Source organism: Xanthomonas bonasiae (assembly GCF_014836395.1).
Classification (GTDB): Bacteria; Pseudomonadota; Gammaproteobacteria; order Xanthomonadales; family Xanthomonadaceae; genus Xanthomonas_A; species Xanthomonas_A bonasiae.
In genome coordinates, this window is the sequence record NZ_JACSQX010000014.1 from 81,039 (window position 1) to 101,335 (window position 20,297).

Below are 20,297 nucleotides of genomic sequence, written 5' to 3' on the forward strand. Positions count from 1 at the left end.
ATCCCGCATGCGCCAGTGAAAATCACCCATGAGTCAGCGGCCCGCCCTGACCGATCTCAGCGCCTTCGCCGCGATCGTCGCGCATCGCAGCTTCCGCAAGGCCGCCGACGAACTCGGGCTGTCGCCGTCCACGCTCAGCCACATGATGCGCACCCTGGAGACGCGGCTGGGTGTGCGCCTGCTGCACCGGACCACGCGCAGCGTCGCGCCGACCGAAGCCGGTGCGCGGCTGGTCGCACGGCTGCAGCCGCTGCTGCGCGAACTGGACCAGACCCTGGACGACGTCGGCAGCCTGGGGCGAGGCCCCAGCGGCACGCTGCGCATCAACGCCAACGAGACCGCAGTGCGCCTGCTGCTGCAGCGGGTGGTGCCGAGCTTCCTGCAGCGCTACCCGGCGATGGCGCTGGACCTGGTCAGCGAAGGCCGGCTGGTCGACATCGTCGCTGCCGGCTTCGACGCCGGCATGCGCCTGGGCGAAGCGCTGCCGCAGGACATGATCGCGGTGCCGTTCGGCGGCCCGCAGCGCTTCATCGCCGCCGCCTCGCCCGCGTACCTGGCGCGCCACCCGCCGCCGCGCACGCCCGACGAACTCGCGCAGCACACCTGCATCGGCTTCCGCCTACCCAGCGGCAAGCCGTATCGCTGGGAATTCGCGCGCCACGGCCAGGAAATGGCGATGGAGGTCGGCGGCCCGCTTACGCTCGATCATCTTGGGTTGATGGCCGATGCCGCAATCGCCGGCATGGGCATCGCCTACCTGTCGGAAGTGGCGGTGCAGGCGCAGCTGGACAGCGGCGCGCTGGTGCGCGTGCTCGACGATTGGTGCCCGCCGCTGCCGGGGCTGTTCCTGTACTACCCGGGCCACCGCCATGTGCCGGCGGGGCTGCAGGCGTTCATCGAAGTGATGCGGGAAGTGGGCTAGAACACGGCGTCCGCGTCCGCTCCCGGCGGCGCGCGCATCGCCACCGGAACGGCGCATGTGCCGACGCGCATGCGACGCCGCAAGGCCATCACGTCGCCGCCGGCAACGCCTCGTAGGCCTGCCGCACCGCGGCCTCGCCGTAGCGCCGCTCCAGCCGGCGCACGATGAAGTGGCCGCGCGCCATCGCCTGGAAATGCGCCATGAACACCGTGTTGAGCAGCGCACCGCTGGCCGCGCCGACCAGCGGCACCGCCTGCGCCGCCAGCTTCTCGCTGACCGTGATCGAGAACTTCGCTGCGATCCGCGACATCAGCGACACCAGCGCCGGCGCGCCCTTGCTGCCGATGCCGTGCGCGGCGATGTACTGCGCGGCGGCGCTGAGCTGCTGCGCCATCGCGGTACGCACCGCGAAATAACCCGACTCGCTGCCGTCGTCGCGCGCGCTGCGCCCGCCGTGCGCCAGCACTTCGAGACAGGCCAGGGTGGTGGCCGGATCGTCCAGCCGCTCGCCCTCGGCGCGGGCGATGTCGGCGATCGAACGCAGCATCAGCGTGGTGGTCAGCGGCAGTTCGACCAGCAACCCCGGCAGGCCGAAGAAACCGCCGGCGGCGCCGGTCGCGGCCACCGCCACCCCATGCAGGCGCGGCCGCGCCGCGCCCGGCGCCTGGGCACGCAGGGTCAGCAGCGCCGAGCGCAAGGCGATGCGCAGCGCGCGATGGCTGATGGCGTCGATCCGCGAGGACAGCGCCTTCGGCAGACGCTTGCTGAGCAGATCCTCGATCGGCGCGCCGACCGTATTGGCGATCTTCGCCGCCAGGCCGGGATGTTCGAGCAGCGCGTGCGCCTGGGCCAGATCGCGGTGATCGGCGGCATCCATGGCGGGAACGGGGAGATTGGAGGTCATGGCCAGGAGTCGTGGCGTGGGAGCGCACAGCATGCACCGGCTACCGCCGCGATGCTGTCGAGGGCAGATGACGAAACCGGGAACGCGGCGCCCTAGCCCGCGATCTGCTCCAGCGTGCGGTTGCGGGTGCGCGGGCCGAAGATGCCGATGATCCCGGCCACCGCCAGCAGGCTGGCGACGATGAAAGCCAGCACGCCACGATTGCCGGCGCGCTCCAGCAACAGCCCGATCAGCAGGCTGCTGCCGGCGGTGGACAGGCGGCTGAAGGAATAGCAGAAGCCCACCGCACGTGCACGCAATGCGGTCGGGAACAGCTCGGCCTGGTAGCCGTGGTAGGCGAAGCTCATCCAGGCATTGCAGAACGTGATCGCCGCGCCGCAGGCGATGATCGCCAGTGGCTGGGTCTGCCAGGCGAACAGCGTGCCGAACAGCACCGCGCCGAGCGCCGACCACACCACCTGCCACTTGTTCTCCCAGCGCTGGGCGACGCGCAGCAACAGCAACGGCGCCAGCGGATAGGCCAGCGAGATCGCGAACGCATAGCCCAGCCCATGCACGCTGTCCGCGCCTTGCGCCGACAACAGCGCCGGCAACCAGTTGCCGAAGCCGAAGAAGCCGATCGCCTGGAACACATGGAACGCCACCAGCATCGCCACGCGGCGCCGGTAGGGCGCTTTCCACAGCGCGGCGAAACGCCCCTGCGTCGCGGTGGAGACGCCCTGCGGTTCGGGCTGCGGCGGGTCCAGCGCGCGCCCCAGGTCGGCACTACAGCGCGCTTCCAGATCGCGCAGCACCGCGTCGGCCTCGGCGTGCCGGCCCTGCGCCGCCAGCCAGCGCGCCGATTCCGGCAGGCGCCGGCGCAGCCACCAGATCGCCACCGCGAACGTGCCGCTGAGCAGTACCACCCAGCGCCAGCCGCTGATCCCGAGCGGCGCATGCGGCACCAGCGCCCACGCGCTCACCGCCACCGCCGGCACCGCCAGGAACTGCACGAAGAATGCGAACGCGAAGGCCGCTCCGCGCATGTGCCTGGGCATCAGCTCGGACAGATAGGTATCGATGGTGACCAGCTCGATGCCCAGGCCGATGCCGACCACGAAACGCCACCCGATCACGCCCAGCGCCGTGCTCTGCAGGCCCATCGCCACGGTCGCGGCGGTGTACCAGAGCAGCGCGAAGGCGAACACCGGACGGCGCCCGAAGCGATCGGCGAACGGACTGAGCAGGCTGGCGCCGAGGAACAGGCCCAGGAACGTGGCCGAAGCGAACGCGGCCTGGTCGGCGATGCCGAACGCGCCCGCCGCACCGGTGGCGAAGATGCCGTCGCGCAGCAGGCCCGGGCTGATGTAGGCGGTCTGGAACAGGTCGTACAGTTCGAAGAAGCCGCCCAGCGCCAGCAACGCGACCAGACGCCACAGCGTGGCCGTCGCCGGCAGGCGATCGATGCGCGCCGCCACCAGCGCGACGGAATCGGAACGAGCGGCGGCAGGATCGAGCATGGGCATGCACCGGCGAAAAGGGTCGCCGACAGCCTCGACCGTCGGCGCTGGCGCATGCTGCCCGATTGCCCTGCGTCTCCGCTACCGCAAGCGGCCATGATGGCCGGCGCAGTCCGGCTCGCGTTCAGCGGGACGTCGGCTTCAGCCCGCGCGTAGCGCCAGTCGACTACCGCAGGAATAGCACGTTCAGATCCTGCTTCGGCACGAAATCCTTCTGCACGAATTCGAAGGTCAGCGGATCGGTCCGCTTCAGCTCACCATCGAAGCACAGGCTGACCAGGTCGGTCGGCGCGCGCTTCTTCAAGGTCAGGTGGAAGTCCTGGATCGGCCCCTTCCAGTTGTTGCCGGTCAGCAGGATGTAGCGCAGGTTGCTCCACTGCAGGCCGTGCTCGCCCTCGCGGCGGCGTGCGCTCTGCTGCGCGCCGGCGTCCATGCAGGTGTCCTTGGCGTAGTCGCGGATCAGCTCGCCGGCCGGCTGCGGCACGCCGGTCGCCAGGCTCGGCGCATAGCTGTGGCGGATCGACACCGCCTTGCCCGCGGCAAAAGGCTGCTGCCAGGTGAAATACTCGCTGAGCGTGAAAAGCGGCTGCCCATCCGGGTCGAACCAGCCCTTGGGCAGCGGCTTGCGGCCCTTCGGCGTCTCGCCGGATTCGACGTAGCTGGCCAGGTCGTCGCTGCTCCAGCCGCTGGCGGCCCACTGCCGCGAGACGTCGGCACCATTCTCCAGCTGCGCCACCAGCTTGCGCTCGGTGCGGACCGGCTTGCCGTCCACCCACAGCTTGAACTCGGTCAGTTCGCTGTGGTCGGCCATGCCGAAGTACATCGGCGGCATCGGGAACGCGATCGGCACCACCAGATCGCGCGTACTGGTGTTGGTGAACACGTAGTCCACACGCACCAGGTCCTCGCTGATGAACAAGGCCTCCTTGCTCATGCGGATGTCCGGCTGCTGGATCAGCTGGATGGTGCCATTGGCATCGCCGAAGCTGGTGTCGTTGGCATGAGCGGTGCCCGCGAACAGCGGCGCCAGGGCGAACAGGGTGCGGACCAGCAGGCGTCTTGAGGTCATGGGCGAGGCAAGTGGGAAGAGGGGCGGGCGTATCGGCTTGAACGTTGCCGAGCGCGCCATCTTAGGCGTTCGCGCGGCCCGCGCCGAATGCGCCAGCGCCGACCGGCTCGGGCAGTACCTTCGCCTGATCGACTGGACCAGGGCGGGCCCCGTGCGGCGGGCTGGCGGGCGACCCGCGCATCCCTGCGCCGGCGCCGCCGGCACCGATCACATCGGCATGCCGCGCGCCTGATTCTGTGCCGGCTCCTGCGCCTGCAAACGCTGCACGTCGGCGTTCAACGTTTCCAGTTGACGCGAACTCTGCTCGACCGACTGGTTCACGGCCTGCGCCTGATCGACATAGACACGGCGATGCGCAGGATCCTGCAATCCGCCCTCCACGGCGATGAAACCGCCGTTGTTGCTCGGCACCACGTGGTCCACCTTCTGCAGGCCGCTGACCTTGGCCTCGACCACGATCTGGCCGGCCGCGCGCTCCAGCGCCTCGCGCCCCTGGAATGCGCCGCGATCCCCAAGCGCCTCCAGCTTGCCGACCACGGCGGTGTACATCGCGTGCTCCGGATGCCCGGGATCGGCCATGCTGACCGCTGCGGCTGCTGTCGTGGGAGCAGTGGACGGCGGCGGCGCAGCCGCGGCGGGTTGCGGGGTTGCGGAAGACGGCGACGGCGATTGGGGAATCTGCTGCAACAACGCGCCGAGTTCCAGCGATTGCAACGTCTCCCTGTCGGCGACCCCGGTAGATGGCAAACCCGCGCCTTCCTGGTAGTGCTTAAGCGCGCGTTGCGTGCCGGATCCGAAATCGCCATCGACTCCGACCTGCTCGCCGTTGTCGCGCAGCGCCTGCTGCAAGGCGCGCACCGCATCGCCTTTCTCGCCGTGCTCCAGGCGGCCGTCGCGCAATGCGCCATCGGGCATCTGCCGGATATGCTGGCCCACACCGAGCGTCGCCAGCATCGCGGCGTCGGCCGTCGCGGTAACCGGCATGCCGTGGGCCTGCTGATACTCGCGCACGCAGCGTTCGGTGTTCGGCCCGAACTTGCCGTCCGGCGTCCCGACGGTATAGCCCTGTGCCGCCAGCGCTTCCTGCAGCTGGCGCACGCCCTCGCCCTTCTCGCCCGGCGCGAGTTGCCCATCCTGCAATGCACCGCGGATCAGCACGCTGCGCTCGCGCGCCGGATCCAGTCCCATGCCGGCATCCAGCCGATCCTGGTTGATGGCGATGTCGTTGTAGTAGTCGGCGTTGCTGGTGCCGTTGGAGTCTGCGACCGAACTGCCCTGCACCACTTGCGCCGCGCCGCCGGCACCGGAGATATGTCGCGCCTTCAAGATGCCGGCGATATGTTCGGGCGTATCGCCCTCGTGCAGCACGCCGGTACGCATGGCCTGCTGGTAGGCCGCATCGCTGATGGTCTTGAAGGCGCCGTCCTGCACATCGGCCGAGGCCTTGTACTGCTCGAGGCTCAGGCCGTTGTTCCAGTTTTCCGGGTTGTTCAGAAACCGGGTCATGCCACCGGACACGGCCCAGTCCCACTCGCGCGTATAGCCGGAATCCTTCAGCGCCTGCCGATAGCGGTTCTGATCGACCAGGCCGGCATCGGCCAGCCACCCGGCGCCGGCCTGATAGCGGCCCACATAGCCCTGGTCATTGGTGATCGCCAGATCGCCGCCGTTGCTCTCGGTATAGACCGTCGATGCCACCAACCGCCGGGTCATGCTGTCGTCGAGGCCGGCGATGTTGCCTTGCGTCCACGCACGTGCGGTCGCGACCGAATTTTCGCTGCGCTTGTCGTCCATTTCGCTGCTCCTTGCAATGATCGGCCCAAAGGCCGATGTCGGGTAATGTCGCCCCCGGGATCAGTCCTCGCGCTCCGGTCGCCTCAGCGACCGCACTGCGCCAGCGTGACATGGGCGCCGCCGCGCCTGAATTCGAAATCGGTATAGCCCGGTCCGTTGTTGCCGCCATCCACCGTCGAGGCGGTGACCGCCAGCGGCCGCTCGGCGCCCTCCAGCGCCACCCAATACTCCATGGCGGCCGGCGCAGGCGAAGGGATGCTGTCGTCGCAGACGCCATCGCGGCGCACCACCCGGTCGCCGGCACGCAATTGCGCACGCAAGACCTTGGCGTAGTCGGTGCCCGGATAGAACTTGCGCACCACCAGCAGCAACGCCGTCGCCGCATCGCCGGCGAAGGTCACGCTGGCCTCGCCTTCGTTGCCCGTGCGCGTTCCGGCATCCGCTCCCACCTTGCCGTCCGGCAGCGGCGCTTCGCCGAATCCGGCCAGGGTGGTCTTGCCGCGGACCGCCACCGGGTAGATCCGTACCCCGTCTGCCGGCGCCAGTTCGCCCAGACCGGGAATCGCCTTCACCTGCGCCCAGGAAGGCGGCTGCGCGGCGGCAAGGACCGTCAGCGCCGCGCGCAGCGAGGATGCCGGGGCAGGCGTGGCGTCGCCCGACGCAGGCGCCACCGCTGCGCTTGCCGGCGCTGCGGGCTTCGGGTCGGCGATGGCGGCAGGCGCGGCCGCGGCAGATGCCGCCGCGGAGCCGTGTTCGGGCTGGCAAGCGGCCAACAGCGCGGTGGCCAGCACGAATGGCAAGAGCTTGGAAGTCATGGCACTCCAGGGACGCGTCCAGTGAGAGCGCGCGAACCGATCCATGGTTCTGGGCAGATCGATGTCGCGAGATGAGGAAGCGGTCGGAGTATAGCCCCGACATGCCGTGCGATCCGTGCTGCCCATCTCTGCGGCCTTGCCATTTCAGGTTTTTCCGGGCATCGCATTGCGGGTCGACACTGCCAGGATCGCTGCGTGCCGCGTATTCTTAGCAAAACATTAACTGCAGGCTTGTAAAGCTGTCTTCGCAAATGGAACGATGCAAGGGGAAGGACGCATGGGAACCAGGGAAAACAAGCGCCGCTGGCTGTTGTGGGTCGTGTTGCTGGGCGCTGCGGCCGCCAGTGCCCAGGCCGGTGCGCAGCAGCAGGGACAACAACAGCTGCTGCAGCAACAGCAGATGCAACAGCAGCAGCAGCTGATGCAGCAGCAACTGCAACAACTTCAGCAGTTGCAACAGCAGCAACCTCCGCCGCAGGAAAACTCGGGCGCACCCAGGGGCTTGTCGGCCACCTACCTGAGCTGCCGCAAGCAGGCGCGCGGCGGGGTCGATCAGGAGCGCTGCATCGAGCGCGAGCAGACCTTGCAGGAGGATCGCCTGGAGCGAGTCTACGACCGGCTGCGCTACGAGCTCGACGGCAATGCGCGCTCGCGTTTGATGGACGCGCAGTACGCCTGGGAGCAATCCAATGCTCAGGCCAAAGATCTGGACAATTCGCTCTACGGCGGCACCCAGGCGGAAAGCCTGCAGCGCGCCGAAGCGGCGCTGTGGCGGCTCTGCGCGCGCGCCGACGAGTTGGAGAAATATCTGGGCGCGGCACGCTGAACTGGCCCACGCGTGACAGCAGGTCGAACGTCGTGGCGACGTCGCGCCTGCAAGGTGGCGCGACGTGCCGCCGGATCCTGTAGCAGCGGCTTCAGCCGCGACAGGACCCGACGGCATGTGCTTCACCGTGTTTCCTGTCGCGGCTGAAGCCGCTCCTACAGGCGTCCTTCCACCGTCCAGGCGGCAGCGGCGCATCTCATCGATCCGTAAACCGGGAACGACCGCATGCAGGCATACGACATCGCCTTGGACGATTGGCGCAGCGGCCCACCGGCGCGCGACAGCGATGGCTGGTGCTTCGGCCTGCCGCCCGGGATTCGCCCGGCGCAGTGGCCGCTGGATCCGCACAGCGGCTATCCGATGCTGCACGGCTTCACCTTGCGGCTGCCGGCGGACTATCGCGTGCATGGTGCCGACGTGGTGGCGCTGTCGTTCTTCGCCACTTCGCTGGATCACAACGACGGCGGGCCGATCGGCGGGCCGGATGGCATGGAAGACGTGGTCGATGCGCCAAGCCCGCTGCCGCCGGACGACGCGGCGCTGCTGCCCTTCTGGGAACGCGCGCGGCAGGCGCATCCGCGGCTGTCGCGGATGCGCGACATCCTGGGCTGCGCCTACGCGGTGATCCTGCTGAGCCAGGACGAAGTCGATGGCCCGCCTTGCCCACCGCCACCGTTGGTGGACAGTCCGCTGCAGCACGTGTTGGCCGTGCCGCAGTGGTTCGGCGCCGGGGCGGCGGCCGGCTTCGCTGCGTGGGAGCGGCGGGAGATACCGCTGCTGGAAGCGCACGACCCGCACACCGTCCATCGCCCGTTCAAGCTGAGCGCGCGCGCCAACGATCCCAACGCCGGCAAGCCGCCGCGGGAATACTTCGGCGATACGCCCGGCGATGGCGACTACCAGCCGTTCCACTACTGGCTGGACGGCGAGATCGCGACAGAGAACTACCGCGAACACGACTGGGCCGCCGGCCACGCCGCCAACCACCTCGGCGGCACCATGCGCCCGGTGCAGAACGTGCCGGAATTAAGCCCGTACTACATCGGGTTCGAAGAAGAATTCGGCGGCTACAACTTCGGCGGCGGCAATGCGCAACTGGACTTCAAGGACATGCAATTCGACTGGGCCTGCGGCTGAGGTCGGCAACGCGGGTAAACGTCACCCGCGGGCGGCTCAACCGGCGAAATAGCCGGCGCCGTCCAAGTCTTGCAGCAGGCCCGGGCCGGTCGGCTGCCAGCCCAGCCGTTCGCGCGTCCATGCGCTGGAGGCGGGGACGTCCTGGCTGGCGAACCGTGCCATCCAGCCGAACTGCGCCGGCGCTGCCTCGGCCGGTACCGCGCGCACCGGCAACTGCAGGTGCCGGCCGATGGCCGCAGCGATCTCGCCGAACGCCACGCCCTCCTCGGCATTGCCGTGATAGCACGCACCGGCCTGCCCGCGCTCCAGCGCCAGCCGGTACAGCCGCGCCGCATCCGTGCGCTGCACCGCCGGCCAGCGATTGGTGCCGTCGCCCACGTAGGCGGACACGCCCGTGTCGCGGGCGATGCCGATCAGCATGGGCACGAAACCGTGGTCGCCTTCGCCATGCACCGACGGCGGCAGCCGCAACACCATCGCCCGCACCCGCTGCGGCAGCAACGCCAGCGCCGCGGTCTCGGAAATTGCGCGCGGCGGCGCATTCGCCGGATCGGCGCGCACGGCCTCGATGCCGAGGCGGCCTTGCGGCAACACCGCCGTGCCCGAGGTCACCAGCAGCGGGCGGTCGCTGCCGGCCAGCCCCGCACCCAACGCGGCGATCGCGCGCCCATCGGCCTGGCAGTTGTCCAGGTAATGGGCGAAGTCGTGGATGAAGGCGGTATGGATCACGCCATCGGCCGCTGCCGCGCCGCGACGCAGGCTGTCGGCGTCATCCAGCGCGCCGCGGTGCACCTGCGCACCGGCCGCCTGCAGCGCCGCAGCCGACGCGTCGGAACGGGCCAGGCCGGTGACCCGATGCCCGGCATCCAACAGCTCGCGCACCACGGCCGAGCCGACGAAGCCGGTGGCGCCAGTCACGAACACATGCATGGCAATCTCCTTGAGGATGGAATGCGGTGCATCCTGTCGCAGACCGCCGCGGCACTGCAGCCGAGGCGCGATACCGGTATGGCCACTAACAGGCAGGACAGCGGCGTGAGCGAGCACAATCCACTCGGCAACTACCTGCGCGAAAGGCGCGCGCGCCTTGACCCGGCCGCGTTCGGCCTGCCCGCCGCGCGCCGGCGCACGCCCGGCCTGCGCCGCGAGGAAGTGGCGCAGCGCGCCCACGTCAGCGCCACCTGGTACACCTGGCTGGAACAGGGCCGCGGCGGCGCGCCTTCGGCCGATGCGCTGCAACGCATCGCGGCCGCGCTGGATCTCAACGAAGACGAGCGCGAGCACCTGTTCCTGCTGGCGCAGCAGCGCCCGCCGCGCACGCACGGGCCGGTGCCGGCGCAGGTCACCCCGCGATTGCGGCGCGTGCTCGACGCGTTGCCGCTGAGTCCGGCCTACGTCAAGACCGCCGCCTGGGACGTGCTGGCCTGGAACCGCGCCGCCAGCGCGGTGCTCACCGACTACGGCCAGCTGCCGCCGGCCGAGCGCAACATCCTGCGCCTGGTGTTCTGCCGGCCCGTTGCGGCGCAGACCATGCCCGACTGGGAACGGGTCGCGCGCTTCGCCGTGGCCACCTTCCGCGCCGAGACCGCGCGCGCCGGTGCCGCCGTCGCCCAACGCGCCGAACAGCTGGTGGCCGAACTCGGCCAGGCCAGCCCGCGCTTCCGCGAACTCTGGAACGAGCGCGACGTGCGCAGCCATGGCGAAGGCAGCAAGACCATCCACAAGCCCGGCCGCGAACCGATCTGCCTGGAATACTCCGCCTTCGCCGTCGATGGCCAGCCCGACCTCGGCCTGGTGGTGTACACCGCGTCCACCACGCAGGACGCCGCGCGCATCGCCGCGTTGCTGGAAGGCATGCAAGACGCGGACGGTTAGATCGGCCTGGCGGCGGATGCGCTGCATGTGTCGGCTGTAGCGGCTGGTGCAGCGCAGACGATCGCGCAACGCCGGCGACGCATCGATTTCGGCGTAGCGGGAAGACACGGGCAAGGCGGCGCATCGAATGGTCACCGCGAGCTGAACTGCTTCCTGGCTTTCGTGTTGACAACAACAGACAGTCACCCAATAATAGAACCGTACAGTTTGGTTTTTATACAAGCTGTTCGAGATCGCGTTCCGAGCAGGCAACGACGACAGGGCTGACCCGTCGCCGTCGCGTAGCAACAATGCTGCATCGTGCCGTTCGTTCCCCCCAATGTTTTTGCCACCCCGCCAGGCCTCTCCCCATGAAGCCGCACCATCCCACGCCTTCCGCTTCCTCGCCCCCCTTGCGTCCGGGTGAGCAGGCGCTGTTCGACCTCCCGGAGATCCCGTCGGCGCGTGCGCGCCCGGCAGCCGGCTGGATGAGCCGGCGCCTGCACACGATCGCTGCGATGCTGTCGCGCAGTCGCTCGGTCCGCTGCGGCCAGCGCGATTGAACGCCCAGGCGTCGGTAGCGCGTCGCAGGCGTCCGCGCCCGCGACGCCGCCACAGCATCGGCAGCGCGGACCAGCGCCGGCAGTGCGGCGCGCATCGGAGCGCTGCAGCGCGCAGCGCTATTCGACGCGATGATGCGATCGCTGCGGCAATCTGCTGCGGCGATGTCGGAACGTCCGGCGCCGAACGCCGGGAAGACGCTGCACCCACCCTGGAGCGATATCCACGAACAAGATCACCTTGGCCGGCGCGTTGCTGGCGAGCCTTTCCCTGCCGATGCTAGCCCAGGCCTCGAGCTTCGCCGGCACCTCCGCCGGCGCGTCCTCGGCCGGCAGCAGCAGCTCCGGCGACGACAAAGTGGTGCTGCAGGCGCGCGACGATGCCGCGAGCTTCGTCGCCAGCGACGGCCGCATCCGCGGCGCGCAACTGGAATCGGCGCTGCGCTCGCTGCGCGAACGCGACCCGGGCGCGCGCCAGGCCAGCGACCTGCAGCTGGCCCAGGCCATCCTCGCGCGCTGACAGCTGGCCGGCGACCGCCGTCACCCGGCGGCGGCCCCATCCGGCATCCCGGCCGCCATTCGGCGATGGCTCCCCGCCAGCCACGCTGCATTCGCTGATCGTCCACGGTCTCCAGGCGGCCGGCCGCCTGCACGGACGGACGGCATCACGGCGTCACCGTACCGGTGCGCGTAGCGTCAGCGCCGGATCGCACGCAGTGCGTTACCCGCCCATGGAGAATCGAATGAACAAGATGCTTGGAGTTGTGATCGCTTGCGCCCTGGCCGCCGGCCTTCCCGCCGTTGCAGGCGCGGACCAGGTCCCGCCCCAGGACCGTCACGACGACGACCGGCGTCACGACGACCCGCCGCGGCCTGGCCAACTCGCTCCCGCCCGCCACGACGAAGCCCGGCACGACAACCGCCGCGACGATCGGCCCGGCGACCACCGCGACGACCACCGCAGGGACGACCACCCGGACGACAGGCGCTACGGCCGCTGGGATCCCAAGTGGGGCCCGCGTCCGGGCAACCCGCCCGCGCACCGCGCGCGGCACGACGATTGGTATCGCCACGTGCGCGCCTGCCAGCAGCGCTACCGCAGCTACGACGCGCGCACCGACACCTTCGTCCACCGCGGCCGCCGCCTGCGCTGCTCGCTGTAGCCGGCAAGCGCCTGCCCGCGTTCTGCGCAAGCCGCGCAGAAGGCGGAGCAGGCTTCTCGATGCCGGGTGAGCGCGAAGCACGCGAGCCTGGACGACTACCGAAGTGCAGCAGCGCAGTCTTCTACGGGATCAGCGGCCTCGCCCGGCGAGCGGCTCGGACCAGTGGCTGCATCAGCCCGGACACGCTCACTGCTGCCCAGCGCAGTCCGCGTTCTGCGCGTCGCACAGTTCCGCGGCGCGGCGGATCTGCGCATCGCTCAACGGCGGTGGGCGGGCGACCGCCGCCTGGATCTGGTCCGGTGCGCCGGTGAGGGTGTGCAGGCCCTTGGCGACCTTGCCGGCAACGTAATAGACGCCGAGCGCGATGTAGCCGCCGCCCTGGCTGACCTGTTCCACCGAGGGTGGTGGCCGCCAATCCTTGTCGAAGCGGTTGGGTTGGGCGCTGACCGGGTTCTTGAAGCGGTACAGGTCCAGCGGCTGCTCCACGTCCGGCGGCAACGCGCGCACTTCGTCGAGGGTCTGGATGTCCTGTTGCGGCGGGCTGGGCGCGGCGGGCGCGGGCTCGGCCTGCTGGGCATGCGCCTGCGCGGCCGCGCCAAGCAGCGCGGCGGCAACGACGAAACGCGCGGCATTGCACATCGGGATCGGTCCTTTTCCATGCATCGCCATGGCAGGTGCCGAGCTTACGGTCGGCGGCTGAACGTCACCACCGCGGCGGCATGACCAGCGCACGCCGCTCTGGCAACGCTCGCTTCTGCCAGGCCCTCAGGCCGTCTGCAACGGCTGCAGGCACAACCAGATGGCGCACCAGTGCGACAGCGCGCCGCCCAGCACGTGCGCGTGCCAGATGGCGCGGTTGTAGACCATCGACTTGCGCACGTAGAAGCCCACGCCCACGGTATAGAACATGCCGCCGGCGGCGATGAACCACAGCACCGCGCTGTCCAGGCTGGCCATGAGCGGCTTGATCGCGACGATGCCGGCCCAGCCCAGCAGCAGGTAGATCGCCACCCAGAAGCCCTTGCTGATGCCGGGCAGGAACAGTTTGGCGAACACGCCGAACAGCGCCACGCCCCACACCGCCAGCGTCATCGACCACACCCAGGCGCCGGACAGCGCCAGTACGAACAGCGGCGTGTAGGAGCCGGCGATCATCACGAAGATGCCGGCGTGGTCGAGCTTGCGCAGGATCGGCTGGCGCTGCGGCGGAGCGAAGTTGTAGGCCGCCGAGCAGGCGAACATCACCAGCATTCCCAGCGCGTAAACGCAGGTGGCCAGGAGCAGCGCGTGGTTGGCGTGGGGGCGCCAGATCAGCATGGCGCCGCCGACGATGGACAGCAGCAGGCCGGCGGCGTGCACGATCAGGTCGGCGCGGCGGGCACCGGCGGTTTTGTAATGTGCGGCGGGAGCGAGAGCGGGCACGGACAAGGCGAGTCTTCGACGCGTCGGGGGACGGCGCCGCTGCGCGAGGGGGGAGCACAGGATACGCGCTGGCCGCGACGATCAGGTCAGCGTTGTCGGCCCGCGCGCGCCGTCGCCGGCCGGCATCGCGACGGCGGCGACGCACCTGCGCGGTCTACGCCGCGATGCGCTCGATCTTCCGGGCCTGCGCGCCCAGCGCGCGCCGCGCCTGTTCCAGGTCGTAGTCGGCCTGCAGGCCGAGCCAGAAGCGCTCGCTGGTGCCGAGCGCGGCGGCCAGCCGGATCGCGCTGTCGGCGCTGACGCTGCGCTTGCCGAGCACGATTTCGTTGATGCGGCGCGGCGGCACGCCGGCGGCACGCGCCAGTGCGTTCTGGCTGATGCCCAGCGGGATCAGGAATTCCTCCAGCAGGACTTCGCCGGGGTGGATGTTGGGCAGGGTCTTCATGACGGCTCGATGGGTCAGTGGTAGTCGACGATTTCCACGTCCAGCGCATCGCCGTCCTTCCATTGGAAGCACACGCGCCATTGATCGTTGATCCGGATGCTGTATTGGCCCTTGCGGTTCCCCTTCAACGCTTCCAGGCGATTAGCCGGCGGAACACGCAAGTCGTCCAGCGTGGCCGCGCTGTTGAGCATACGCAGCTTGCGCCGAGCCACGGCCTGGATATCGGCCGGCAATCGCCGGGAAGGCGTGCCCTGCCAGATCTTATCGGCTTCCTTGTCGACGAAGTTCCGGATCACGCAGCAACCATAACGCCATCCGCTATATAACGCAATCCGTTATAGGGGTCACGGGCATGTTCCACCGCGCTGACTGAATCCGCTCAGCCAGCTGCCCTCGCCCGGTCGGCCGCTGTCTCATACCCTGAGACGCGTTTCCGCTTCCCTGTCCCGCTTTGAGAGCCGTCCCCATGCCCGCCCACGCCCTAGCCCGCCGCACCGAGGACGCCGAGCGCGCCCTGTCCACCACCGGCGGCGAGCCTTCGCGCGATGGCGCGCTGCTGACCGAGCGGCTGGAGCGGCGCTACCACGACCGCATCACCGGCAGCTTCATGATCCCCGGCCGCGCGGGCCGCTATGCGCCGATCCCGGACGACGTGCCGGCGGCGCTGGTCGCGGCGCTGAAGGCGCGCGGCATCGAGCAGTTGTACAGCCATCAGGCCGAGGCCTGGGACGCGGCGCAGCGCGGCGAGCACGTGGCCATCGTCACGCCCACCGCCTCGGGCAAGTCGCTGTGCTACACGCTGCCGGTGGTGGCCGCGGCGATGACCGCGCAGGCCAAGGCGCTGTACCTGTTCCCGACCAAGGCGCTGGCGCAGGACCAGGTGGCCGAGCTGCTGGAACTCAACCGCGCCGGCGAGCTGGGAGTGAAGGCCTTCACCTTCGACGGCGACACCCCGGGCGATGCGCGCCAGGCGATCCGCCTGCACGGCGACATCGTGGTCAGCAACCCGGACATGCTGCACCAGGCGATCCTGCCGCATCACACCAAGTGGGCGCAGTTCTTCGAGAACCTGCGCTACGTGGTGATCGACGAGATCCATACCTACCGTGGCGTGTTCGGCAGCCATGTCACCAACGTGCTGCGCCGGCTCAAGCGCATCTGCGCGTTCTATGGGGTGAATCCGCAGTTCATCCTGTGCTCGGCCACCATCGGCAATCCGCGCGCGCACGCCGAGGCGCTGATCGAGCAGCGCGTGCATGCGATCACCGAGTCCGGCGCGCCGTCCGGCGACAAGCACGTGCTGCTGTGGAACCCGCCGGTGGTCAACGCCGACCTGGGCCTGCGCGCGTCGGCGCGCTCGCAGAGCAACCGCATCGCGCGCATCGCGATCAAGTCCGGGCTCAAAACGCTGGTGTTCGCGCAGACCCGGCTGATGGTGGAAGTGCTGACCAAGTACCTGAAGGACATCTTCGACCACGACCCGCGCAAGCCGCCGCGCATCCGCGCCTACCGCGGCGGCTACCTGCCGACCGAGCGCCGCGAGGCCGAACGCGCGATGCGCGCCGGCAGCATCGACGGCATCGTCTCCACCTCGGCGCTGGAACTGGGCGTGGACATCGGCTCGCTGGACGTGGTGGTGCTCAACGGCTACCCCGGCAGCGTGGCCGCGACCTGGCAGCGCTTCGGCCGCGCCGGGCGCCGCCAGCAACCGTCGCTGGGCGTGCTGGTGGCCAGCTCGCAGCCGCTGGACCAGTACGTGGTGCGGCATCCGGACTTCTTCGCCGATGCCTCGCCCGAACACGCGCGCATCGCCCCGGACCAGCCGCTGATCCTGTTCGACCACATCCGCTGCGCCGCGTTCGAGCTGACCTTCGTCGCCGGCGAGGCGTTCGGCCCGGTCGATCCGGCGGTGTTCCTGGAAGCGCTGGCCGAGAGCGAGGTGGTGCACCAGGAAGGCGACCGCTGGGAGTGGATCGCCGACAGCTACCCGGCCAACGCGGTGAGCCTGCGCTCGGTGGCCGACGGCAATTTCGTGGTGGTGGACAAGACCGACGGCAAGCAGCAGATCATCGCCGAGGTGGATTATTCCGCCGCCGCGCTCACCCTGTACGAAGGCGCGATCCACATGGTGCAGAGCACGCCGTACCAGGTGGAGAAGCTGGACTGGGAGGGGCGCAAGGCCTACGTCACCCGTACCCACGTGGACTACTACACCGACAGCATCGACTTCACCAAGCTCAAGGTGCTGGACCGCTTCGACGGCGGCGCGGCCGGGCGCGGCGACAGCCACCACGGCGAGGTGCACGTGGTGCGGCGCGTGGCCGGCTACAAGAAGATCCGCTACTACACCCACGAGAACATCGGCTACGGCCCGGTCACCCTGCCCGACCAGGAGCTGCATACCACCGCGGTGTGGTGGCAGCTGCCGCAGGCCACGCTGCTGAAGGCGTTCGCGGCCAAGCAGGACGCGCTGGACGGCTTCCTCGGCGCGGCCTACGCGCTGCACGTGGTGGCGACGGTGGCGGTGATGGCCGATGCGCGCGACCTGCAGAAAGCGGTGGGCGACGGCGACGGCGCCTGGTTCGCGATGGCCGACGCCAAGGGCCGCTGCCAGCTGCGCGGCGGCGACAACGGCGAACCGGTCGGCGTGGAGCTGCAGCAGTTCGTCCCCACCGTGTACCTGTACGACAACTTCCCCGGCGGCGTGGGCCTGAGCGAACCGCTGTGGCAGCGCCAGGCCGAGCTGGTGCAGCGCGCGCGCGAACTGGTGCAGCGCTGCGACTGCGTGGCCGGCTGCCCGGCCTGCGTCGGCCCGGTGCTGGCCGCGCAGGAGGACAGCGCGACCACGCCGAAGGCGCTGGCGCAGCAGGTGCTGCGCCTGTTGCTGGAAGGTGGCGCAGCACTGGACGAGGAAACCACCACGATCGACAGCAAGCTGGATGCGCTGCCGGAGTGGAGCGCATGAGGATCGGTCACGCGTGCCTGCGCATGACGTGCGCGTTTCTGCAGCATGCGATGCTGGACGTCGCATCGACCACGATCGACACAGATTCCGACGCGTTGCCGGAGTGGAGTGCATGAGTAACACCCTCAAGCACCTGTACGCGCTGCGCTTGCTGGGCAACAGATCGACCGCGATCCACATCGATCCCGACGCGTTGCCGGAACGGAGCGCATGAGCATCAAGCCAGAACGCCTGCGCGTATTGCGCTTGCCGCCGGGAAGCGCGTTGCTGGGCAACGAATCGACCGCGGTCCGCACCGATCCCGGCGCGTTGCCGGAGCAGCGCGCATGAGCATCAGCCTCGAGCGCCTGCGCGCGCTGCGCAAACAGGCCGGCGATCCAAACGTGGATACGCCGCGTGCACCGGCATCGGGCGCGCGACAGGCAGGCAATGCGGTCGCTGCAGGCGCTCCCGCGTCGGCGACCGCGCCTGCACGGGCGGCATCGCCCGCAGGCCGGGCCGCGTTGCTGCGCAAGCCACCGCGCGACACCGATGCGGCGGCCCCTCCGCCTGCGCCGCGCATGCCGATGCCCGCGCGCGGTGGGGATACCGCCGTCGCCGTGGCGCCGCCGATCGCGATCGAACCGTTCGACCGGCGCGGCGCCGACGTCGCCTCGCTGCGGCGCCTGCTCGGCATGCGCGAGCGCGCGGTGGCGCCGGCCGCGGCGCCGCGCAAGCCGCAAGCGGCCGACCGCCACCTGCCCGGCGTGGAGATCGCACCCGGCCTGCACCTGATCGAAGCGTTCCTGCCGCAACCGATCCCCGCCGCCGCGCTGTCGCTGGCCTTCGCCCGCCGCGAGGACGCGGTGCAGCCGTCGGACCTGCTGTTCTTCGACACCGAGACCACCGGCCTGGCCGGCGGCACCGGCACCCGCGCCTTCATGATCGGCGCGGCCGACTGGTACCTGCATCCCGTCGAAGGTCCCGGCCTGCGCATCCGCCAGCTGATGATGGCCACGATGGGCGCGGAAAAGGCCATGCTCGAAGCGTTCCGCGCCTGGCTGGCGCCGACCACGGTGCTGTCCAGCTACAACGGCCGCTGCTACGACGCGCCACTGCTGAAGACCCGCTACCGGCTGGCGCGCTGCGCCGACCCGCTGTCGGCGCTGGACCACGTGGACCTGCTGCATCCCACCCGCCGCCGTTACCGCGGCACCTGGGAGAACTGCAAGCTGGCCACGATCGAACGCCAGTTGCTGCGCATCGTGCGCGAGGACGACCTACCCGGTTCCGAAGCGCCGGCGGCATGGCTGAGCTACCTGCGCGGCGGCAGCGCGCGCAACCTGCGCCGCGTCGCCGCGCACAACCACCAGGACGTGGTGACGCTGGCGCTGCTGCTGCAGCGTCTGGTCGACGCCGAAGCCGAAGAGCGCGAGGTCGTGCCGTTCGTGGAAGCGCCGTAGCACCGCGCTTGAGCCCCTCTCTCCCCAGGAGAGGGGGTGGGGTGAGGGTACGGCGCCAGGCGCGGCGCTCGATTGGATGCACGGGGCTGCGCCCGTACCCTCATCCGCCCCTGCGGGGCACCTTCTCCCGATGGGAGAAGGAACAGCTGCAGCGCTTTAGCCCCTCTCCCCCCGGGAGAGGGGGTGGGGCGAGGGTGCGGCGCCAGGCGCGGCGCTCGATTGGATGCACGAGGCTGCGCCCGTACCCTCATCCGCCCCTGCGGGGCACCTTCGCCCGGTGGGAGAAGGAACAGCCGTGATGCGTAGTAACCCGGCCGCCTCAATGCCGATGGCTCTCGGCAACCGCCCTAGATCTCCCGCACCGCCGTCTCGATCCGCCACGCGGCGAACTCGCCTTCGAACTCGGCCAGGCTCAGCAGGCCCATGCACGCCTGCGCGCCCACCGGCAGCGCCGCGCCGCTGGCCAGCTTGCGCACCAGCAGGATCGCGGCCAGGCACGGAATCTCCGGGCCATGCAGAGTCGGCGCGGTCAGTTCCCAGCACACCGCGTGCGGGCGGCCATCGCGCAGTCCGCGCAGCTGCACCGACATGCCGCCCAGGTCGCTACCGAAGCGATCGAACCAGCGCCCGGCGCGCGCGAACACCGCCGCCAGCGGGCGCATCGGCAGCGGCACGCCGAGTCCGCGCAGGCGCGCGAGCGCGGCCAGGCAGCGCTGCAGGAACGGCGCGCGGAAGCGCACGTTGCGCACGCCGGGATAGCGCGCCACCAGCAGGTCGTGATCGGGCACGTCGCAGGGCGCGGCCAGACGCGGCGCGAGCCGCGCGAAGGTCACCGGCTGCGGTGCCGCCCAGCCCAGCGTGCGCTGCCAGCGTCCATCCCTCCACCAGTCGAAGGGCAGGCCGCAATACGACAGCACCGCGCGCACCGTGGCCATGCCCAACGGCGTGGCCTGCGCCGGCGCGATGACCAGGTCGATGTCGTGCAACTGCGAGAAGCGTGGGCGCAACGCATCGACCACCGCGCTGGACAGCGCCGGCAGCGTGCTGGCGCCGCTGATCGCGCTGCACCCGGCCTGCCGCGCCAGCGCATCCAGCGCGGCGGGAAAGTCGCGCACGAACGCGCGGCCGTCGGCCAGGTCGATGTAGTGCATGCCAGCCCGCAGGCAGGCATGCGCGACCGCATAGTCCTGGCCCTGGAACGGCCCGGCGGTGTGCACGACGATGTCCGCGCCGGTGGCGGCCAGTTGCGCCGGGAAATCCGCCGCCGCCGTGTCCAGGCGACACACCGCGACGCCGCCCAGGTCCGCGCCGGCAAGATTGGCGGCGGCAGCGCCAGGATGGCGTCCGGCCGCGATCACCTGCAGGGTCGGCGTCGCCGCCAGCGCGCGCACGATGCGCGCGCCGAAATGGCCGTAGCCGCCCAGCACCACCACCTTGCAAACGGCCATCGTCCTTGCCCCTCCTGTCGGCGTCCGCGGCG

General features: G+C 70.1%; 19 protein-coding genes. 8 read left to right on the forward strand and 11 right to left on the reverse strand.

The window, feature by feature from the left end; translation table 11 throughout:
- The first annotated feature begins 28 nt into the window (after window positions 1-28).
- Complete coding sequence (locus tag H9658_RS19610; protein WP_191826631.1) at window positions 29-922, forward strand: LysR family transcriptional regulator; 894 nt, start codon at window positions 29-31, stop codon at window positions 920-922.
- An 88-nt stretch (window positions 923-1,010) separates the two neighbouring features.
- On the opposite strand, the gene H9658_RS19615 is transcribed toward H9658_RS19610, so the two are convergent.
- The 5 genes from H9658_RS19615 to H9658_RS19635 all read right to left on the reverse strand — a co-directional run bounded on the left by H9658_RS19615 (window position 1,011) and on the right by H9658_RS19635 (window position 7,003).
- Window positions 1,011-1,826 (reverse strand): EcsC family protein, encoded by an 816-nt coding sequence (locus tag H9658_RS19615; protein ID WP_225210126.1) that lies wholly within the window; start codon window positions 1,824-1,826, stop codon window positions 1,011-1,013.
- Window positions 1,827-1,918: 92 nt separating this feature from the next.
- On the reverse strand, window positions 1,919-3,325 hold the full coding sequence (locus H9658_RS19620) for an MFS transporter (RefSeq protein WP_191826632.1): 1,407 nt from the start codon (window positions 3,323-3,325) through the stop codon (window positions 1,919-1,921).
- Window positions 3,326-3,491: 166 nt separating this feature from the next.
- Window positions 3,492-4,394: a DUF4424 family protein gene (locus tag H9658_RS19625; RefSeq protein WP_191826633.1), complete on the reverse strand. Its 903-nt coding sequence runs from the start codon at window positions 4,392-4,394 to the stop codon at window positions 3,492-3,494.
- Window positions 4,395-4,601: 207 nt separating this feature from the next.
- The gene (locus H9658_RS19630; RefSeq protein ID WP_191826634.1) at window positions 4,602-6,188 is read right to left on the reverse strand and encodes a peptidoglycan-binding domain-containing protein; all 1,587 of its coding nucleotides are present in this window, start codon (window positions 6,186-6,188) and stop codon (window positions 4,602-4,604) included.
- A gap of 83 nt (window positions 6,189-6,271) precedes the next feature.
- Window positions 6,272-7,003, reverse strand: coding sequence for a hypothetical protein (locus tag H9658_RS19635; RefSeq protein ID WP_191826635.1), 732 nt, complete (start codon window positions 7,001-7,003; stop codon window positions 6,272-6,274).
- Between the two features lie 259 nt (window positions 7,004-7,262).
- Between H9658_RS19635 and H9658_RS23070 the strand changes: the two genes are divergently transcribed.
- Together H9658_RS23070 and H9658_RS19645 are read left to right on the forward strand one after the other, a co-directional pair.
- The gene (locus H9658_RS23070) at window positions 7,263-7,829 is read left to right on the forward strand and encodes a lysozyme inhibitor LprI family protein (RefSeq protein WP_225210127.1); all 567 of its coding nucleotides are present in this window, start codon (window positions 7,263-7,265) and stop codon (window positions 7,827-7,829) included.
- A 225-nt stretch (window positions 7,830-8,054) separates the two neighbouring features.
- On the forward strand, window positions 8,055-8,966 hold the full coding sequence (locus tag H9658_RS19645) for a hypothetical protein (protein WP_191826636.1): 912 nt from the start codon (window positions 8,055-8,057) through the stop codon (window positions 8,964-8,966).
- A 36-nt stretch (window positions 8,967-9,002) separates the two neighbouring features.
- Here the strand turns inward: H9658_RS19645 and H9658_RS19650 are convergent, their stop codons facing one another.
- Entirely contained in the window at window positions 9,003-9,896 is an 894-nt protein-coding gene (locus H9658_RS19650; protein ID WP_179571174.1) for an SDR family oxidoreductase, read from the reverse strand.
- A gap of 105 nt (window positions 9,897-10,001) precedes the next feature.
- On the opposite strand from H9658_RS19650, the gene H9658_RS19655 reads away from it, so the two are divergent.
- The 3 genes from H9658_RS19655 to H9658_RS19665 all read left to right on the forward strand — a co-directional run bounded on the left by H9658_RS19655 (window position 10,002) and on the right by H9658_RS19665 (window position 12,543).
- Window positions 10,002-10,841: a helix-turn-helix transcriptional regulator gene (locus H9658_RS19655; RefSeq protein ID WP_318241480.1), complete on the forward strand. Its 840-nt coding sequence runs from the start codon at window positions 10,002-10,004 to the stop codon at window positions 10,839-10,841.
- A gap of 774 nt (window positions 10,842-11,615) precedes the next feature.
- Window positions 11,616-11,900 carry a DUF2388 domain-containing protein gene (locus H9658_RS19660; protein WP_191826659.1) on the forward strand — a complete coding sequence of 95 codons (285 nt, stop codon included), beginning with the start codon at window positions 11,616-11,618 and terminating at the stop codon, window positions 11,898-11,900.
- Window positions 11,901-12,123: 223 nt separating this feature from the next.
- On the forward strand, window positions 12,124-12,543 hold the full coding sequence (locus H9658_RS19665; protein WP_191826637.1) for a BA14K family protein: 420 nt from the start codon (window positions 12,124-12,126) through the stop codon (window positions 12,541-12,543).
- A gap of 186 nt (window positions 12,544-12,729) precedes the next feature.
- On the opposite strand, the gene H9658_RS19670 is transcribed toward H9658_RS19665, so the two are convergent.
- From H9658_RS19670 to H9658_RS19685, 4 genes are all read right to left on the reverse strand, one after another.
- Complete coding sequence (locus H9658_RS19670; protein ID WP_179571179.1) at window positions 12,730-13,182, reverse strand: hypothetical protein; 453 nt, start codon at window positions 13,180-13,182, stop codon at window positions 12,730-12,732.
- Between the two features lie 126 nt (window positions 13,183-13,308).
- Window positions 13,309-13,971: a PAQR family membrane homeostasis protein TrhA gene (gene trhA / locus H9658_RS19675; RefSeq protein ID WP_191826638.1), complete on the reverse strand. Its 663-nt coding sequence runs from the start codon at window positions 13,969-13,971 to the stop codon at window positions 13,309-13,311.
- A 148-nt stretch (window positions 13,972-14,119) separates the two neighbouring features.
- Entirely contained in the window at window positions 14,120-14,410 is a 291-nt protein-coding gene (locus H9658_RS19680; RefSeq protein ID WP_179571181.1) for a HigA family addiction module antitoxin, read from the reverse strand.
- Between the two features lie 14 nt (window positions 14,411-14,424).
- A complete protein-coding gene (locus tag H9658_RS19685) occupies window positions 14,425-14,706 on the reverse strand; it encodes a type II toxin-antitoxin system RelE/ParE family toxin (RefSeq protein ID WP_191826639.1) in 282 nt (93 codons plus the stop codon).
- Window positions 14,707-14,876: 170 nt separating this feature from the next.
- On the opposite strand from H9658_RS19685, the gene H9658_RS19690 reads away from it, so the two are divergent.
- Together H9658_RS19690 and H9658_RS19695 are read left to right on the forward strand one after the other, a co-directional pair.
- On the forward strand, window positions 14,877-17,375 hold the full coding sequence (locus H9658_RS19690; protein ID WP_191826640.1) for a DEAD/DEAH box helicase: 2,499 nt from the start codon (window positions 14,877-14,879) through the stop codon (window positions 17,373-17,375).
- 326 nt (window positions 17,376-17,701) lie between these two features.
- A complete protein-coding gene (locus tag H9658_RS19695) occupies window positions 17,702-18,817 on the forward strand; it encodes a ribonuclease H-like domain-containing protein (protein ID WP_318241481.1) in 1,116 nt (371 codons plus the stop codon).
- A gap of 347 nt (window positions 18,818-19,164) precedes the next feature.
- Here the strand turns inward: H9658_RS19695 and H9658_RS19700 are convergent, their stop codons facing one another.
- Window positions 19,165-20,265: a saccharopine dehydrogenase family protein gene (locus tag H9658_RS19700; protein ID WP_191826641.1), complete on the reverse strand. Its 1,101-nt coding sequence runs from the start codon at window positions 20,263-20,265 to the stop codon at window positions 19,165-19,167.
- Window positions 20,266-20,297: the final 32 nt, after the last annotated feature.

Bases quoted from the DNA above. Each gene is read 5' to 3' on its own strand.
- H9658_RS19610 (WP_191826631.1), top strand. From the start codon at position 29: ATGAGTCAGCGGCCCGCCCTGACCGATCTCAGCGCCTTCGCCGCGATC.
- H9658_RS19615 (WP_225210126.1), bottom strand. From the start codon at position 1,826: ATGACCTCCAATCTCCCCGTTCCCGCCATGGATGCCGCCGATCACCGC.
- H9658_RS19620 (WP_191826632.1), bottom strand. From the start codon at position 3,325: ATGCTCGATCCTGCCGCCGCTCGTTCCGATTCCGTCGCGCTGGTGGCG.
- H9658_RS19625 (WP_191826633.1), bottom strand. From the start codon at position 4,394: ATGACCTCAAGACGCCTGCTGGTCCGCACCCTGTTCGCCCTGGCGCCG.
- H9658_RS19630 (WP_191826634.1), bottom strand. From the start codon at position 6,188: ATGGACGACAAGCGCAGCGAAAATTCGGTCGCGACCGCACGTGCGTGG.
- H9658_RS19635 (WP_191826635.1), bottom strand. From the start codon at position 7,003: ATGACTTCCAAGCTCTTGCCATTCGTGCTGGCCACCGCGCTGTTGGCC.
- H9658_RS23070 (WP_225210127.1), top strand. From the start codon at position 7,263: ATGCAAGGGGAAGGACGCATGGGAACCAGGGAAAACAAGCGCCGCTGG.
- H9658_RS19645 (WP_191826636.1), top strand. From the start codon at position 8,055: ATGCAGGCATACGACATCGCCTTGGACGATTGGCGCAGCGGCCCACCG.
- H9658_RS19650 (WP_179571174.1), bottom strand. From the start codon at position 9,896: ATGCATGTGTTCGTGACTGGCGCCACCGGCTTCGTCGGCTCGGCCGTG.
- H9658_RS19665 (WP_191826637.1), top strand. From the start codon at position 12,124: ATGAACAAGATGCTTGGAGTTGTGATCGCTTGCGCCCTGGCCGCCGGC.
- H9658_RS19670 (WP_179571179.1), bottom strand. From the start codon at position 13,182: ATGTGCAATGCCGCGCGTTTCGTCGTTGCCGCCGCGCTGCTTGGCGCG.
- H9658_RS19680 (WP_179571181.1), bottom strand. From the start codon at position 14,410: ATGAAGACCCTGCCCAACATCCACCCCGGCGAAGTCCTGCTGGAGGAA.
- H9658_RS19690 (WP_191826640.1), top strand. From the start codon at position 14,877: ATGCCCGCCCACGCCCTAGCCCGCCGCACCGAGGACGCCGAGCGCGCC.
- H9658_RS19695 (WP_318241481.1), top strand. From the start codon at position 17,702: ATGAGCATCAGCCTCGAGCGCCTGCGCGCGCTGCGCAAACAGGCCGGC.
- H9658_RS19700 (WP_191826641.1), bottom strand. From the start codon at position 20,265: ATGGCCGTTTGCAAGGTGGTGGTGCTGGGCGGCTACGGCCATTTCGGC.